Annotated in this window: 13 protein-coding genes; 10 read left to right on the top strand and 3 right to left on the bottom strand. The window is 61.1% G+C overall.

Features of this window, described 5'->3' with window-relative positions:
• Positions 1–240 precede the first annotated feature (240 nt).
• The 9 genes from betI (at position 241) to yccS (ending at position 14,253) form a co-directional block, all read left to right on the top strand.
• Entirely contained in the window at positions 241–834 is a 594-nt protein-coding gene (betI, locus tag ORL50_RS00765) for a transcriptional regulator BetI (RefSeq protein ID WP_266009223.1), read from the top strand.
• A gap of 118 nt (positions 835–952) precedes the next feature.
• Positions 953–2,425: a betaine-aldehyde dehydrogenase gene (gene betB / locus ORL50_RS00770; protein ID WP_266009225.1), complete on the top strand. Its 1,473-nt coding sequence runs from the start codon at positions 953–955 to the stop codon at positions 2,423–2,425.
• 152 nt (positions 2,426–2,577) lie between these two features.
• A complete protein-coding gene (betA, locus tag ORL50_RS00775; RefSeq protein ID WP_266009227.1) occupies positions 2,578–4,281 on the top strand; it encodes a choline dehydrogenase in 1,704 nt (567 codons plus the stop codon).
• A 265-nt stretch (positions 4,282–4,546) separates the two neighbouring features.
• On the top strand, positions 4,547–5,989 hold the full coding sequence (locus ORL50_RS00780) for a TldD/PmbA family protein (protein WP_266009229.1): 1,443 nt from the start codon (positions 4,547–4,549) through the stop codon (positions 5,987–5,989).
• Positions 5,989–7,326, top strand: coding sequence for a TldD/PmbA family protein (locus tag ORL50_RS00785; protein ID WP_266009231.1), 1,338 nt, complete (start codon positions 5,989–5,991; stop codon positions 7,324–7,326). Before ORL50_RS00780 ends, ORL50_RS00785 begins: the two co-directional genes overlap by 1 nt.
• Positions 7,327–7,469: 143 nt before the next feature.
• Positions 7,470–8,912, top strand: coding sequence for a multidrug transporter subunit MdtD (mdtD, locus tag ORL50_RS00790; RefSeq protein ID WP_266009687.1), 1,443 nt, complete (start codon positions 7,470–7,472; stop codon positions 8,910–8,912).
• A 257-nt stretch (positions 8,913–9,169) separates the two neighbouring features.
• Entirely contained in the window at positions 9,170–10,507 is a 1,338-nt protein-coding gene (gene dbpA / locus ORL50_RS00795) for an ATP-dependent RNA helicase DbpA (RefSeq protein WP_266009688.1), read from the top strand.
• Positions 10,508–10,666: 159 nt separating this feature from the next.
• A complete protein-coding gene (locus tag ORL50_RS00800) occupies positions 10,667–11,845 on the top strand; it encodes a BaiN/RdsA family NAD(P)/FAD-dependent oxidoreductase (RefSeq protein WP_266009233.1) in 1,179 nt (392 codons plus the stop codon).
• A 224-nt stretch (positions 11,846–12,069) separates the two neighbouring features.
• Positions 12,070–14,253, top strand: coding sequence for a YccS family putative transporter (gene yccS, locus ORL50_RS00805; protein ID WP_266009235.1), 2,184 nt, complete (start codon positions 12,070–12,072; stop codon positions 14,251–14,253).
• A 28-nt stretch (positions 14,254–14,281) separates the two neighbouring features.
• On the opposite strand, the gene ORL50_RS00810 is transcribed toward yccS, so the two are convergent.
• Positions 14,282–15,019, bottom strand: a complete 738-nt coding sequence (locus ORL50_RS00810; RefSeq protein WP_266009237.1) for a substrate-binding periplasmic protein — start codon at positions 15,017–15,019, stop codon at positions 14,282–14,284.
• A gap of 168 nt (positions 15,020–15,187) precedes the next feature.
• On the opposite strand from ORL50_RS00810, the gene ORL50_RS00815 reads away from it, so the two are divergent.
• A complete protein-coding gene (locus ORL50_RS00815) occupies positions 15,188–15,640 on the top strand; it encodes a GNAT family N-acetyltransferase (RefSeq protein WP_266009239.1) in 453 nt (150 codons plus the stop codon).
• 106 nt (positions 15,641–15,746) lie between these two features.
• Here ORL50_RS00815 and ORL50_RS00820 read toward each other — a convergent pair whose 3' ends face one another.
• Together ORL50_RS00820 and ORL50_RS00825 are read right to left on the bottom strand one after the other, a co-directional pair.
• On the bottom strand, positions 15,747–16,037 hold the full coding sequence (locus ORL50_RS00820; protein WP_266009241.1) for a winged helix-turn-helix domain-containing protein: 291 nt from the start codon (positions 16,035–16,037) through the stop codon (positions 15,747–15,749).
• 51 nt (positions 16,038–16,088) lie between these two features.
• Positions 16,089–16,580 (bottom strand): M48 metallopeptidase family protein, encoded by a 492-nt coding sequence (locus ORL50_RS00825; protein WP_266009243.1) that lies wholly within the window; start codon positions 16,578–16,580, stop codon positions 16,089–16,091.
• Positions 16,581–16,614 lie beyond the last annotated feature (34 nt).

Consider the following 16,614-nt stretch of genomic DNA (forward strand, 5'->3'; position numbering starts at 1 on the left):
CGGGTGATATAAAGACACCCGGAAAATGCCCGAAAGCCCGCAAGCGCCGGGGCGCATAGGTTTCGAGACGATTTGGATGTCGGTTTATCGCCATTCACATGTAGGAAAAATCTGAAAACAGCGACGATTTGTCGCAGAGCTTATTCTTTGTTGATTGAACGTTCAATCAAAACAAAATAGACTGGCCCTCAATCCGATAGACGTTCCACGTCTGCCGGAAGGCCTAAGGAGATGTGCAAGATGCCCAAGGTCGGTATGCAACCCATCCGCCGTCAGCAGTTGATCGAAGCCACTTTACTGGCCGTCGATCAGGTTGGAATGGGGGCCGCCAGCATTGCGCTGATCGCCCGTTTGGCCGGTGTCTCGAATGGCATCATCAGTCACTATTTTCAGGACAAGAACGGCCTGATAGCTGCCACGGCGCAGTATCTGATGAGTGTCCTCAGCGAGAACGTCACCGCGCGTCGTCAGGCGCTGACAGATGACAGCCCACGGGCTCATCTGCAGGTGATCATCGAAGGCAACTTCGACGCCAGCCAGGTTAATGGCCCGGCAATGAAAACCTGGCTGGCCTTCTGGGCCACCAGCATGCACCACCCGTCATTGCACAGGTTGCAGCGGATCAACGATCACCGCCTGTATTCCAACCTGTGTTGCCAGTTCCGCCGCGTATTGCCGCTCGATGATGCGCGCAGTGCAGCCCGTGGCCTGGCGGCGCTTATTGACGGTTTGTGGTTGCGCGGAGCGCTGTCCGGAGACGCTTTCGACACTGCCCAGGCGCACCAGATCGCTTACGAATACATGGATTTCCAATTGGCCAAGCAGGTGAGTTAGAGCACACATAAACGCTCAACCCCTGAACTGCTACTGATCGGTGTTGCCACAACCTTATGGGGGCCGGCTTCACCCGCAGTGGTTACCGCCAACCCACTTATGCTCTTGCGAGGACTTTATGGCCCGTTTCGAACTGCAAAAACTCTACATTGATGGCGGCTACAGCGATGCCAGCAGCGACGCTACCTTCGAAGCCATCAACCCGGCTAACGGTGAAGTCCTCGCAAACGTCCAGCGTGCGACCAAGGAAGACGTGGAACGCGCTGTAGTCAGCGCCGAAAAGGGCCAGAAAATCTGGGCCGCGATGACCGCCATGGAGCGTTCGCGCATCCTGCGTCGCGCCGTCGACATCCTGCGCGAGCGCAACGATGAATTGGCCGCCCTGGAAACCCTGGACACCGGCAAGTCGTTCTCCGAAACCAAGTACGTCGACATCGTCACCGGTGCGGACGTACTCGAGTACTACGCGGGCCTGGTGCCTGCCATCGAAGGCGAGCAGATCCCGCTGCGTGACACTTCTTTCGTCTACACCCGCCGCGAGCCGCTGGGCGTTGTAGCCGGTATCGGCGCGTGGAACTACCCGATCCAGATCGCCCTGTGGAAGTCCGCCCCTGCCCTGGCAGCCGGCAACGCCATGATTTTCAAGCCTAGTGAAGTCACTTCCCTGACTACGCTGAAACTGGCCGAGATCTACACCGAAGCCGGTGTTCCGGCTGGCGTGTTCAACGTTCTGACCGGCAGCGGCCGTGAAGTCGGCACCTGGCTGACCGAGCACCCGCGCATCGAGAAAGTGTCCTTCACTGGCGGCACCGACACCGGCAAGAAAGTCATGGCCAGCGCTTCCAGCTCGTCGCTCAAAGAAGTGACCATGGAACTGGGCGGCAAGTCGCCACTGATCATTTTCGACGACGCCGACCTCGATCGCGCCGCCGACACCGCGATGATGGCCAACTTCTACAGCTCCGGCCAGGTGTGCACCAACGGCACTCGCGTGTTCGTGCCGACTCACTTGAAAGCCGCTTTCGAAGCCAAGATCGCTGAGCGCGTTGCGCGCATCCGCATCGGCAACCCGGAAGACGAAAACACCAACTTCGGCCCGCTGGTCAGCTTCGCCCACATGGAAAGCGTGCTCGGTTACATCGCCAAAGGTAAGGAAGAAGGCGCTCGCGTCCTGTGCGGCGGCGGTCGTCTGACCGAAGGCGACTTCGCCAAAGGCGCGTTCGTGGCCCCGACCGTATTCACCGACTGCACCGACGAGATGACCATCGTTCGTGAAGAAATCTTCGGCCCGGTGATGGCGATCCTGACCTACGACAGCGAAGAAGAAGTGATCCGTCGCGCCAACGACACCGACTTCGGCCTCGCCGCCGGCATTGTCACCAAGGACCTGAATCGCGCTCACCGTGTGATTCATCAACTGGAAGCCGGTATCTGCTGGATCAACGCCTGGGGCGAGTCCGACGCGAAGATGCCGGTGGGTGGCTACAAGCAATCGGGTGTTGGCCGTGAGAACGGGATCAGCTCGCTGAACAACTTCACTCGCATCAAATCGGTACAGGTCGAGCTGGGCGATTACGCCTCGGTTTTCTAAGCCCCGGCTGAAAACCCTGTAGCAGCTGCCGAGGTACGAGGCTGCGTTGGGCCGCGCAGCGGCCCCCTGAGGGCGGTCCTGCGCACACGCAACGCAGCCTCGTGCCTCGGCAGCTGCTACAGACCTGACCAACTTCAAAGAGGGTGCATTTAATGTCCCAAGAATTCGATTACATCATCATCGGTGCCGGCTCCGCCGGTAACACCCTGGCGACCCGTCTGACTGAAGACGAAGGCGTCACCGTCCTGCTGCTCGAAGCCGGCGGCCCGGACTACCGTCTGGACTTCCGCACGCAAATGCCGGCCGCCCTGGCGTTCCCACTGCAAGGCCGTCGCTACAACTGGGCCTACGAAACCGATCCAGAGCCGCACATGGACGGTCGCCGGATGGAATGCGGTCGCGGCAAGGGCCTGGGTGGTTCTTCGCTGATCAACGGCATGTGCTACATCCGTGGCAACGCCATGGACTACGACAATTGGGCCAAGCTGCCAGGCCTGGAAGACTGGGATTACCTGAACTGCCTGCCGTATTTCCGCAAGGCGGAAACCCGCGACATCGGCCCGAACGACTACCACGGTGGTGAAGGCCCGGTCAGCGTGACCACGCCGAAAGCCGGCAACAACCCGCTGTTCCACGCGATGGTTGAAGCAGGCGTGCAGGCCGGTTACCCGCGTACCGAAGACTTGAACGGTTACCAGCAGGAAGGCTTCGGCCCGATGGACCGCACCGTGACGCCGAACGGCCGTCGCGCCAGCACCGCTCGTGGTTACCTGGACACTGCCAAGAAGCGTTCGACCCTGACCATCGTCACCCACGCCCTGACCGACAAGATCCTGTTCGAAGGCAAGCGTGCGGTCGGCGTGCGTTACCTGATCGGCGCCGCTGAAGAGCGCGTTGAAGCCCGCGCCCGCAAGGAAGTGCTGCTGTGCTCCGGCGCCATCGCGTCGCCGCAGATCCTGCAACGCTCCGGCGTCGGCCCGGCTGAACTGCTGAACAAGCTCGACATTCCGGTGGTGCATGACCTGCCAGGCGTCGGCGAAAACCTGCAGGATCACCTCGAGCTGTACCTGCAATACGCCTGCACCCAACCCGTCTCGCTGTACCCGTCGCTGCTCTGGTACAACCAGCCGGCTATCGGTGCCGAGTGGCTGTTCAACGGCACCGGCATTGGCGCCAGCAATCAATTCGAAGCCGGCGGTTTCATCCGTACCCGCGAAGAATTCGATTGGCCGAACATCCAGTACCACTTCCTGCCGGTCGCGATTAACTACAACGGCAGCAACGGTGTGAAAGAGCACGGCTTCCAGGCGCACATGGGTTCCATGCGTTCCCCGAGCCGTGGCCGCATCCAGGCCAAGTCCAAGGATCCGCGCGAGTACCCGAGCATCCTGTTCAATTACATGGCCACCGAGCAGGACTGGCAGGAATTCCGCGATGGCATTCGCCTGACCCGTGAAATCATGCAACAGCCGGCGCTGGACCAGTACCGTGGTCGCGAAATCAGCCCGGGCATCGAAGTGCAAACCGATGAGCAGCTCGACAAGTTCATCCGCGAGCACGCCGAAACCGCGTTCCACCCGTCCTGCTCGTGCAAGATGGGCACCGACGAAATGGCGGTGGTCGATGGTGAAGGCCGAGTGCACGGCATGCAGGGTCTGCGAGTAGTCGATGCTTCGATCATGCCGATCATCACCACTGGCAACCTGAACGCGCCAACGATCATGATCGCCGAGAAAATCGCCGACAAGATCCGCGGCCGCCAGCCTTTGCCGCGCAGCACGGCGGATTATTACGTGGCCGGTGATGCACCGGTGCGTGGCAAGCCGATGCGGGATGTGAGCGTTACTGCTCAGTAAGACCCAGGCGCTGCCATCGCGAGCAGGCTCACTCCTACAGGGGATCTTCAGCGAACACACATCGTGTGTTAGCCAGAGATCAAATGTAGGAGTGAGCCTGCTCGCGATGGGGCCCGACCAGCCCCCAAATACCTCCCGGCAATCCTTCCCCACACCGATCCAAACTTGATCCTCCCCCCGCACAGGCCTAATCTAGCGCCACGCAAACGTTTCACCCCCCTTCGCAACACCGCCTCACCGCCACTCCATTCCAGGGAGGTCCCGAATGTTCGATTTCCATCCCCAGCTCAAGCAGCGCTTTGCTGCCTTGCGCACGGGCGCCGAGTTCTTTTCGTTGCGTTATGTGCGCGAGTCCGGCCAGTACCTGTCGGTGCGCAAGAACGTCGCCGAGCCCCCGAGCCTGAGCCGTGACGAAGGCGCGATGCTCACCGTGCGCGTCAATGGCGTCGAAGCCTACGCGGCGACCAACGACCTCTCGCAACAAGGCTTGCAAGCGGCGCTCGACAAGGCCGAGCAACAGGCGCGGCTGCTCAAGCCCCACGCTTTGCTCGACCTGCGCGAACAGGCCGTGTCCAGTGATCGTGCCGACTATTTCTCGCCCAATCTTGAGCAGCCCTTCCCCAGCCTCAGCGACTGCTTCCAACTGCTCGGTGCCGAGTCGGCGGCGGTGCCAAAGGATGAGCGACTGGTGAACTGGGAGGTCAGCATCGGCGTGACCCACGTCGAGCAGATCTACCTCAACAGCGCCGGCGCCGAGTTGCGCCAGGCCCAACGTTTCGTCTATCCCGGCCTCGACGTCACCGCCTACGACGGCAACGACAGCCAGACCCGCAGCCTGGGTTGCGAGAATTTCGGCCAGCAGGGCGGCGCCGATGTGATCAGCCGTTGCGGCCTGGTTGGCGCCGGTCCGCAAGTGGCGGATCAGGCGCTGCAACTGCTGTTGGCGCCCAACACCCCGCAAGGTCCGCGTGACCTGTTGCTGATGCCCGACCAGATGATGCTGCAAATCCACGAGTCCATCGGTCACCCGCTGGAACTGGACCGCATCCTCGGCGATGAGCGCAATTACGCCGGCACCAGCTTCGTCAAAGCCGAAGACTTCGGTCGCCTGCAGTATGGCTCCGACTTGCTCAACGTCACCTTCGATCCGGACATTCCCGAACAACTCGCCAGCTACGGCCATGACGACGACGGCAGCGCTGCCAGCAAGCAGTTCCTGATCAAGCAGGGTTTGTTGTTGCGGCCATTGGGTGGCGCCCTGTCGCAGTTTCGTGCGGGCATGGAAGGCGTTGCCAACAGCCGCGCCTGTGGCTGGAACCGTCCGCCGATAGATCGCATGGCCAACCTGAACATCGAGCCCGGCGATCAACCGCTGGAGCAACTGATCGGCAACATCGAGCACGGCATCCTGATGAGCACCAACCGCTCCTGGTCGATCGACGACGCCCGTAACAAATTCCAGTTCGGCTGTGAGTGGGGCCAACTGATTGAGAACGGCGAGCTCAAGGGGGTGGTGAAAAACCCGAACTACCGGGCGATCTCCGCCCAGTTCTGGAAAAGCCTCAGCGCCGTCGGCGACGCCAGCACCTTCAAGGTGTTAGGCACACCGAACTGCGGCAAGGGCGAACCGAACCAGGTGATCCGCGTAGGCCACGCCTCGCCAGCCTGTGTGTTCAGTAACGTGGATGTATTCGGGGGAGACGCCTGATGAGTATTCCGAGGAATCAGGCCGAGTCGTTCAAGGCCTTGGTCACCTGGCTGCAGGGCGCCATTCGCGTGCCAGAACAGTTCACCCTCAGCTACGCCGCCGAGTCATCGGCTTTCGTGCGGTTCAACCACGGCAAGGTGCGCCAGGCCGGCCAGGTGCAGCAGGCGAGCATCGGTCTCAAGCTGATCGACCAGGGCCGCCATGCCGATCTCGACATCACCCTGTCGGATGACCCGCAGAGCGATATCCTGCGACTGGCCGAGGGCCTGCAGCAGCTGCGCGAGACCTTGCCGCTGTTGCCGGAAGATCCGTACCTGATGCTCAACTTCAATGGCTGGCAGAGCAACAACGTGCAGGATCATCCGCTGCCGGATACCACTCAGGCCGTGGCTGAAATCACCCGCGCGGCGCAAGGGCTCGACCTCGTCGGGTTCTACGCAGCAGGCCCGATCAGTCGCGGCTTCGCCAGTTCGTCGGGGGCGTTCGGCTGGCATCAGGCGAACAGCTTCAACTTCGACTTCAGCCTGTTTCACGCAAACGGCCAGGCGGTGAAAGCCAGCTACGCCGGGCACGAGTGGGACAGCGAGGGCTTTGCCAAACGCTTCCAGCAGGCTCGCGAGCAACTCGAGTTTCTCGGCCGTCCATTGCGCACCCTGGCGCCGGGGCAGTACCGCGCCTACCTGGCACCTGCGGCGCTGGAAGAAATCATCGGCATGCTGTGCTGGGGCGGGTTTTCCGCGCAGTCGATTGCCAGCAAAAGCAGCCCGTTGCACAAGCTCTATGCCGGCGACCAGGCGTTCAGTAAGCTGGTATCACTGGATGAAAAAGTCAGTGGCTCGTTGAGCCCGGCGTTTTCCGGCGAAGGTTATCCGCGCAGCGACCTGAAGCTGATCGTCGAGGGCCGGGCGGGCGAGCAGTTGGTGAGCTCCCGCAGCGCCGCTGAATACGGCCTGACCGCCAACGGCGCCGGCGCCGGTGAATCACCCAGCGCCGTGAATATGGCGGCAGGGACTTTGCCGGACGCCGACATTCTCAAGCAGCTGGGTACTGGCCTGTACATCAGCAACCTGTGGTACCTCAATTACTCGGACCAACCCGGTGCCCGCATGACTGGCATGACCCGGTTTGCCACCTTCTGGGTCGAGAACGGCGAGATCCAAGCGCCGGTGAGCACTATGCGGTTTGATGACAGCGCCTACAGTTTGCTGGGTTCGCAGCTGGAAGCTTTGACGCAGGAGCGGGAACTCCTGTTGTCCGCCAGCACCTATAGTCAGCGGGCAACGGCCTCGGCGTTGTTGCCGGGAGCGCTGATCAGCCGACTCACGTTAACGCTGTAAACACCCTGTAGCAGCTGCCTAGGCACGAGGCTGCTTTGCGTGTCCGCAGGACCGCCCTCGGGGCTACTTCATAGCCCAACGCAGCCTCGTGCCTCGGCAGCTGCTACAGGGTTTCATCGTTCTGCAGATCGAGTCATTTCACACTGCCAAGAGGTCCCATGCCCAACCGCCAACCTCTCGATCCCGTCACCGCCCGCTGGCTGCCGTGGGTCGTGGCCATCGCCTTTTTCATGCAGTCCCTCGACGGCACCATCCTCAACACCGCACTGCCGGCCATGGCCCGGGACCTGGCGGAAGATCCGTTGCGCATGCAGGGCGTGATCATTGCCTACATGCTTACGGTCGCCTTGCTGATCCCGGCTTCGGGCTGGATCGCCGACCGGTTTGGCACCCGGAAGATCTTCTTCGGCGCCATCCTGCTGTTCAGCATCGGCTCATTGCTGTGTGCACTGTCCAGCAGCCTGGGCATGCTGATCGGCGCCCGAGTCATTCAGGGCCTCGGCGGCGCGCTGATGCTGCCCGTCGGACGCCTGGTGGTGTTGCGCGCTTATCCACGCTCGGAACTGGTGCGGATCATGGGTTTTATCACCATCCCCGGTTTGCTCGGCCCCCTGCTGGGCCCGACCACTGGCGGCTGGATGGTTGAATACCTGTCCTGGCACTGGATCTTCCTGCTCAACCTGCCGGTAGGTGTCGTCGGCTGCTATGCCGTCTGGAAATTTATTCCCGACCTGCGTGGCACCGAGCGCACTCGTTTCGACAGCCTCGGCTTCCTGCTGTTTGGCGCGGCGATGGTGCTGATCACCATCGCCATGGAAGGCCTGGGCGAGCTGCACCTGCCGCACTTGCGCGTGATGTTGCTGCTGTTCGCCGGCATGGCCTGCCTGGCCGCGTATTGGCTCAGGGCCGGGCACATCGACAATCCGCTGTTCGCGCCTTCGCTGTTCAAGACCCGGACTTTTGCCGTGGGCATTCTCGGCAATCTGTTTGCCCGCCTTGGCAGCGGCGCCCTGCCGTTCCTCGTGCCGCTGCTGCTGCAAGTGGCGCTGGGTTACTCGCCATCCCAGGCGGGCATGAGCATGCTGCCGCTGGCCGCTGCAGCGATGGTCGCCAAGTCCGTGGCCCGGCCGCTGATCGAGCGCCTGGGTTATCGCATCGTGCTCACTGGCAACACTCTGGCACTGGGATTGATGCTGGCCAGCATGGGCCTGGTCAGCGAGCAGACGCCCTATTGGCTGCTGCTCGGCATGCTGGCGATCCTGGGGGCGATCAACTCGCTGCAATTTACCGCAATGAATACGGTCACCCTGATCGACCTCGATGATGCCAGCGCCAGCAGCGGCAACAGCTTGCTGTCAGTGGTTGCGCAATTGTCCCTGAGCCTCGGCGTTGCCTGCGCCGGCGCCCTGCTCGGTGGCTTCACTGCAGAGGTGGGCAATGACGGCGTCGACACGGTGCTGGGAGCGTTCCAGCTGACCTTTGTTACCGTCGGGATCATGGCGATGCTGGCCGCGACGATCTTCTCGCAGCTTTCACCCAATGACGGGCGACGAGCGGTCAGCCGCGAACACGACATTGAGCACTGATCGGTGTAGCAGCTGCCGAGGCACGAGGCTGCGTTGCGTGTCCGCAGGACCGCCCTCGGGGGCCGCTGCGCAGCCCAACGCAGCCTCGTGCCTCGGCAGCTGCTACAAAGAATGGTTCGGCAGCGGCTACGACTTCTCGTCCGGAAACTACGGGCGAATGGCCATAGGACTGATACACTGCGCGACATTTTGTTTTGCAGGCCAGTCCCGTGACCACCATCGCCACCGCTTTTAATACTTTGCCGCTGTCCGCCGCCATGCTGGCTAACCTCGACTCCCTCGGTTATGCCCAGATGACGCCGATCCAGGCGCAAAGCTTGCCGGTGATCCTCAAGGGGATGGACCTGATCGCCCAGGCCAAGACCGGCAGCGGCAAGACCGCCGCCTTCGGTGTCGGCCTGCTGAACCCGATCAATCCGCGCTTCTTCGGTTGCCAGGCACTGGTCATCTGCCCGACTCGCGAGCTGGCCGACCAGGTCGCCAAGGAAATCCGTCGCCTGGCCCGTGCCGAAGACAACATCAAGGTCCTGACCTTGTGCGGCGGCGTGGCTTTCGGCCCGCAAATTGGCTCTCTGGAGCACGGTGCGCACATCATCGTCGGCACTCCGGGTCGCATTCAGCAGCACCTGCGCAAGGGCTCGCTGATTCTGCATGGCCTGAACACGCTGATCCTCGATGAAGCCGACCGCATGCTCGACATGGGCTTCTACGATTCCATCGAAGAAATCATCGCCCAGTGCCCTGAGCGCCGCCAGACGCTGCTGTTTTCCGCCACTTACCCGGTGGGCATCAAGCAGCTGGCGTCGAAGTTCATGCGCAATCCGCAGATCGTGAAGGCCGAGGCATTCCACGACGACACGCAGATCGAGCAGCGCTTTTACGAAATTTCCCCGGAAGAGCGCATGGACGCGGTCGTCAAAGTCCTCGCCCATCACCGCCCGGCTTCCTGTGTAGCCTTCTGCTTCACCAAGCAGCAAGTTCAGGAAACGGTTGATCACCTGACCTCCAAAGGCATCTCCGCCGTTGGCCTGCACGGCGATCTGGAACAGCGCGATCGCGACCAGGTATTGGCCATGTTCGCCAACCGCAGTACTTCGGTACTGGTGGCCACCGACGTCGCTGCCCGCGGCCTGGACATCGATGCACTGGACATGGTGATCAACGTCGAGCTGGCCCGCGATTCGGAAATCCACATTCACCGCGTTGGCCGTACCGGCCGTGCTGGCGAGAAAGGTATTGCGATCAGCCTGGTGGCCCCGTCCGAAGCGCACCGCGCCCAGGCCATCGAGCAATTGCAGAAGTCGCCGTTGAGCTGGGACCAGCTGGACAACCTCAAATCCCAGGGCGGCGCCCCGCTGCTGCCGGTGATGAGCACGCTGGTCATCGGTGCCGGCCGTAAAGACAAGGTTCGTCCGGGTGACATCCTGGGCGCCCTGACAGGCGATGCCGGGATTCCGGGCGCCCAGGTCGGCAAGATCGCTATTTTCGATTTCCAGGCCTACGTGGCAGTGGAACGCGGAATCGCCAAGCAGGCGCTGCAGCGCTTGAATGACGGCAAGATCAAAGGCCGTTCGCTGCGCGTGCGTATTTTGTAAAAGATCTTCTGGCTGACAGAGATCAAATGTGGGAGCGGGCTTGCTCGCGAAGGCGGACTGACAGACAACATCTATGTTGAATGTGCTGACCCCTTCGCGAGCAAGCCCGCTCCCACATTGATTTGTCGGTGAATCTGAATTTTGTGTGAGGACACCGTTTTGCGCTCTACCGAAGTCGTGATCATTGGCGCTGGCGCCGCAGGTTTGATGTGTGCGCTGACCGCCGCCGGGCGCGGGCGCAAGGTAATGTTGCTCGACCATGCGAACAAAGCCGGCAAGAAAATCCTGATGTCGGGCGGTGGCCGCTGCAATTTCACCAACATGTACACGGAACCGGGCAATTTCCTTTCCCAGAACCAACACTTCTGCAAATCCGCACTGGCCCGCTACACCCAGTGGGATTTCATCGGCATGGTCGCCAAGCACGGCGTGCCGTACCACGAGAAAAAACTCGGCCAGCTGTTCTGCGATAACAAATCCAGCGACATTCTCGAGATGCTGCTCAACGAGTGCGACCAGGTCGGCGTCAGCCTGCACCTGGACACCTCGATCCAGACCATCGAAAAACTCGAAAGCGGTTACCTGCTGGACACCACGCTGGGCCAAATCAGCTGCGAATCCCTGGTGATCGCCACGGGCGGCCTGTCGATTCCGACCCTCGGCGCGACTGGTTTCGGTTATCAAGTGGCCAAGCAATTCGGCCACGACTTGCTGCCCACCCGCGCCGGCCTGGTGCCGTTCACCATCACCGATCAGCTCAAAGAACTGTGCACCGAGCTGTCCGGTACTTCGGTGGATTGCCTGGTGAGCTGCAATGAGCAGAGTTTCCGCGAGAACATCCTGTTCACTCACCGCGGCCTCAGCGGCCCGGCGATTTTGCAGATCTCTTCGTTCTGGGAATCCGGCGACACGGTTGAAATCAACCTGATGCCGGACCACGACGTGCCGACCTGGCTGCAACAGCAACAGGCCGAACGCCCGAACAGCGAGTTGAAAACCCTGCTGGGGGAAATCTTCACCAAGAAGATGGCCAACCTGCTGGCCGACAACTGGTTCGTCTCCAAGCCGATGAAGCAGTACACCCACGGGGAAATTGCCGACATTGCCGAAAAACTGGCCAGCTGGAAGGTGGTGCCGGCCGGGACCGAAGGTTATCGCACCGCTGAAGTGACACTGGGCGGCGTCGACACCCACGAAGTTTCGTCGAAGACCATGGAATCTCTGAAAAGCCCGGGCCTGTATTTCATTGGCGAAGTGCTGGATGTCACAGGGCATCTGGGCGGCTTCAACTTCCAGTGGGCCTGGGCCTCCGGTTACGCCGCCGCGCAATACGTCTGAAACACCGCATAACGCACCCGTAGGAGCTGCCGAGAGAAACGAGGCTGCGATCTTTTGATCTTCAGGATCAAAACCAAAAGATCGCAGCCTTCGGCAGCTCCTACAGGGGACCGTGTTCTGCCGGACAAGGAACAGATTTTGCTGTCAGATGTGATCGACGCCATTGCGTCATCGTCATTACTGGCTCAATTTAGCGTCATTGCCTCGGAAGGCCTTCGCACTTCATGTCATCAAGCTCATTTAGTCAGTCTCTGCGTCGCCTTTGGGCACTGGATAAGTTCAGCTACAGCGTGCGGGTGTTCATTGCCCTGACCGGCAGCATGGCGCTGTGCTGGTATCAGGACGAAATGGGCCTGCTGATCCCGTTGTTCCTCGGGATCATCGCCAGCGCCCTGGCCGAGACCGACGACAGTTGGCAAGGCCGCCTCAATGCCCTGGCGGTCACACTCGTGTGCTTCAGTGTCGCCGCCCTCTCGGTCGAACTGCTATTTCCCTACCCAATAATTTTTGTCATAGCCTTGGCGCTGGCCAGTTTCGCCCTGACCATGCTCGGTGCCCTGGGCGAGCGTTATGGGGCGATAGCCTCGGCGACCCTGATTCTGTCGGTCTACACCATGATCGGCGTAGACCAGCGCGGCGGCGCGGTCACCGACTTCTGGCATGAGCCGCTGCTGCTGGTGGCCGGCGCGGCGTGGTACGGCCTGCTCTCGGTGCTGTGGCAGGCGATGTTTTCCAACCAACCCGTGCAGCAGAGCCTGGCGCGGCTGTTCCGCGAGCTGGGCTTATACCTCAAGCTGAAATCGTCGTTGTTCGAGCCGATCCGGCAAATGGATGTTGAAGCCCGTCGCCTGGAACTGGCGCAGCAGAATGGTCGAGTGGTGGCCGCCCTCAACGCCGCCAAGGAAATCATCCTGCACCGGGTCGGCAACGGTCGCCCCGGCTCGAAAGTCAGCCGCTACCTGAAGTTGTATTTCCTCGCCCAGGACATCCACGAGCGCGCCAGTTCCTCGCACTACCCCTACAACGCCCTGGCTGACGCCTTCTTCCATAGCGATGTGCTGTTCCGTTGCCAGCGCCTGTTGCGCCAGCAGGGCAAAGCCTGTCGTGCCCTGGCCGAATCTATCCAGATGCGCCAGCCTTTCGTCTATGACGCCAGTTTTGCCGAAGCCCTGAGCGACCTGCACGCCTCCCTCGAACATCTGCGGGTCCAGAGCAATCCGGCCTGGCGCGGCCTGCTGCGCTCGCTACGAGCGTTGGCGGCCAACCTCGGCACCCTCGATCGCCTGCTGAGCGACGCCAGCAACCCTGACGCCCTGGCCGACGCCACCGACAGCAGTCTGCTCGACCGCTCGCCACGCAGCCTCAAGGATGTATGGGTGCGCCTGCGCACTCAGCTGACTCCGACCTCGCTGCTGTTCCGCCACGCCCTGCGATTGCCCCTGGCGTTGAGCATCGGCTACGGCATGGTGCATTTGATCCACCCGTCCCAGGGTTACTGGATCATCCTCACCACGCTGTTTGTCTGCCAGCCAAACTACGGCGCCACTCGACGCAAACTCGGCCAGCGGATCATCGGTACCGCCATCGGCCTGACCGTGGCCTGGGCGCTGTTCGACCTGTTTCCCAACCCGCTGGTGCAGTCGTGCTTCGCCATCGCCGCCGGCGTGGTGTTCTTTATCAACCGCACCACGCGCTACACCCTCGCAACCGCCGCGATCACCCTGATGGTCCTGTTCTGCTTCAATCAGGTAGGCGACGGTTACGGGCTGTTCCTGCCGCGGTTGTTCGATACCTTGCTGGGCAGCCTGATCGCCGGTCTCGCGGTGTTCCTGTTCCTGCCGGACTGGCAGGGCCGACGCCTGAACAAAGTCCTGGCCAACACCCTGACCTGCAACAGCATCTACCTGCGCCAGATCATGCAGCAGTACGCCGCCGGCAAAAGCGACGACCTGGCCTACCGCCTGGCCCGGCGCAACGCGCACAACGCCGATGCGGCCCTGTCGACGACATTGGCCAATATGCTGATGGAGCCGGGGCATTTCCGTAAGGAGGCGGATGTCGGCTTCCGCTTCCTGGTGCTGTCGCACACCTTGCTCAGTTACCTGTCAGGCCTCGGCGCGCACCGCGAGACGCAGCTGCCCGCGGAAATGCGCGAGCACTTGATCGAGGGCGCCGGAGTCAAGCTGGCTGCCAGCATCGACGAGATCGCCCAGGGCCTGGCCAGCAAGACGCCGATCGCGATTCAAAGCGATGAAGAGGAAGCGCTGGCCAATGAGCTGGAGCAGATGGCGGATGAGATCGATGAAGGGCAACGCCTGGTGCAGACTCAGCTGGCATTGATCTGCCGACAGCTAGGGCCGTTGCGGACCTTGGCGGCGCATCTCATCAAGGACACAGGGGGAGACTGAAGACAGAAGCTTCAAGCTTGCAGCTGCCTCACATCCCATGCTGCTTGAACAACCGCGCATAACTCCCGTCCGCCTTCATCGCCGCGATCTCGCGATCGAATCCCGCGACGATCTGTTCGTGTCTGGGGTTCTTCAGGCTGACCAGGATATGCAGGCTGTTCTCGCTCAAGGGCTTGGGCAGAAACTCTACCGAGTTGCGGACTTTGGCCGATTCCCGCGACAGGTAGTAACGCGCCACGAACTCATCTTCCAATGTCAGTTTTACCCGATCGGCAGCGAGCATTCGCACCGCCATGGCGAAGCTGTGCACGGGGACTTTCTGCAGCGACGCATCATCGTCGAATACCCGGGAATACGCGTACCCCCGCACCACCGCGATCGGGTAGGTGTGCAGTTGCTGCAGATTGTTGAATTCGATGGCGGCGTCCTTGCGCTTGAGGAAGCGCACCCGATTCAGCAGATACTCCGCCGAAAACTGCCCGATCCGGGTGCGTTCCTCGTTGTACCAGGCATTGACCAGCACGTCATAGCGGCCCTCGCCAACCCCGAGCAAGGCGCGCGCCCAAGGCACCTGCTCGAAGTCGCTGGCATAACCGGCGCGGGCCAGAGCAGTGCTGACGATGTCTGTGGCCAACCCGCCATTGACCAGCGTGGCATCGGTAAACGGTGGCCAGGCATCAGCCACCAGCCGCAGCTTTTCCGCCAGCGCATTCTGAAACAGCAACAGCAATCCAATCAGAGCAAAGGCACGATGCACTCGCGGCATGCTGGAAAATCCTTGGCGGGCGGGCTGTCATCGAAGATTACACAAAGACGATCGGGCCGCACGAATTGAATGATGGCATTTTGGCCTTTATCACAGATTTCTTCGTCATCAAGACATCTTCGGTCCAGGCGCCTAGTATCAGAGCGAAGTCGAACAAGGAATTTGAAAATGACAGTTGAATGGGTCTGCAAACACCATAGCGATCTGGGCAAAGAGCAGCTGTACGCCATTCTGCAATTGCGCGCCGAGGTGTTCGTGGTCGAGCAGAAGTGTGTGTACCAGGATATCGACGGCCAGGATCTCGAAGGCGACACCTGCCATCTAATGGCCTGGAACGAAGACCGGCTGGTGGCTTATCTGCGCCTGCTCGACCCGGAAACGCAGGGCGGTGATGTGGTGATCGGTCGGGTGATCATTGCACCCGAGGTGCGCGGCACCGGCCTGGGGCATGACCTGATGGCCCAGGCGCTGAAACAGGCAGAAAAGCACTGGCCAGAGATGCCGATCTATCTGTCGGCGCAGGCGCATTTGCAGGGTTATTACGGGCGGTATGGGTTTGTGGTGGCGGGTGAGGAATATATGGAGGATGGCATTCCCCATATAGGTATGCGTCGTCCTTGAGGGACTCATCGCGAGCAGGCTCACTCCCACAGCCTCTGTGTTCAATGGAGATCCAATGTAGGAGTGAGCCTGCTCGCGATGCCTTGAGTTGCAGCACCGCAAAAAGTCAGGGGTACTCAAGCACCGCTTTCACCTGCTGCAAATTGCGCTCGATCCATCCCCGATCAATCGCCCCCCAATCGCGAATCCGGTAGCGCCCGGCATGATTGCGCGCACCCTCCTCCTGCTCAAACTCGCAGACGATATCCAGGTCTGCCAGCGCCGCAATGGTGTCCTGCGCCGTGCGGCGCGGCATGCCGGTAACCTCGGTCAACGCCGGGACGCTGCTGGCGATCCCGCTGTCGATCAGGTAAGCCACGTATAAGCGGCGGTAGAAGCTGGTTTTGGTCTTGCTCACGTTTTTGTCCTTTGTTGTTGGAGATCAGAAGATCGCAGCCTTCGGCAGCTCCTACAACATGTCCCGCCACGTCAGGTACACCCGCAGATCAAACTCCACCTGGTGATAGCCCGGCAGCATGTGTTCGCACAACTTGTAGAACGCCTTGTTGTGATCCGACTCCTTGAAGTGCGCCAGCTCGTGCACCACGATCATTTTCAGGAACTCGGACGGAGCCTCCTTGAACAACGACGCCACCCGGATCTCCTTCTTCGCCTTGAGCTTGCCGCCCTGCACCCGAGAAATGGTGGTGTGCAGGCCGAGGGCGCGATGGGTCAGGTCCAGGCGGTTGTCGAACAGCACCTTGTCGATCGCCGGAGCATTGCGCAGGTATTCCTGCTTGAGGTCCAGCGCATAGGTGTACAGCGCCTTGTCGCTCTGGACGCCATGTTTTTCCGGATAGCGCCGGGTCAGGTACTCGCCCAGCCGATCTTCGGATATCAGCTGGCGTACCTGATCCTGCAGCGCGGCGGGATAGGCCTGGAGGTATTTCAACGCAATCATGAAAAGGGCAGCATCAAGGACGAAAACAGGCCGC

The organism is Pseudomonas sp. RIT-562 (assembly GCF_026241895.1).
In the GTDB taxonomy this organism is placed as follows: Bacteria; Pseudomonadota; Gammaproteobacteria; order Pseudomonadales; family Pseudomonadaceae; genus Aquipseudomonas; species Aquipseudomonas mandelii_F.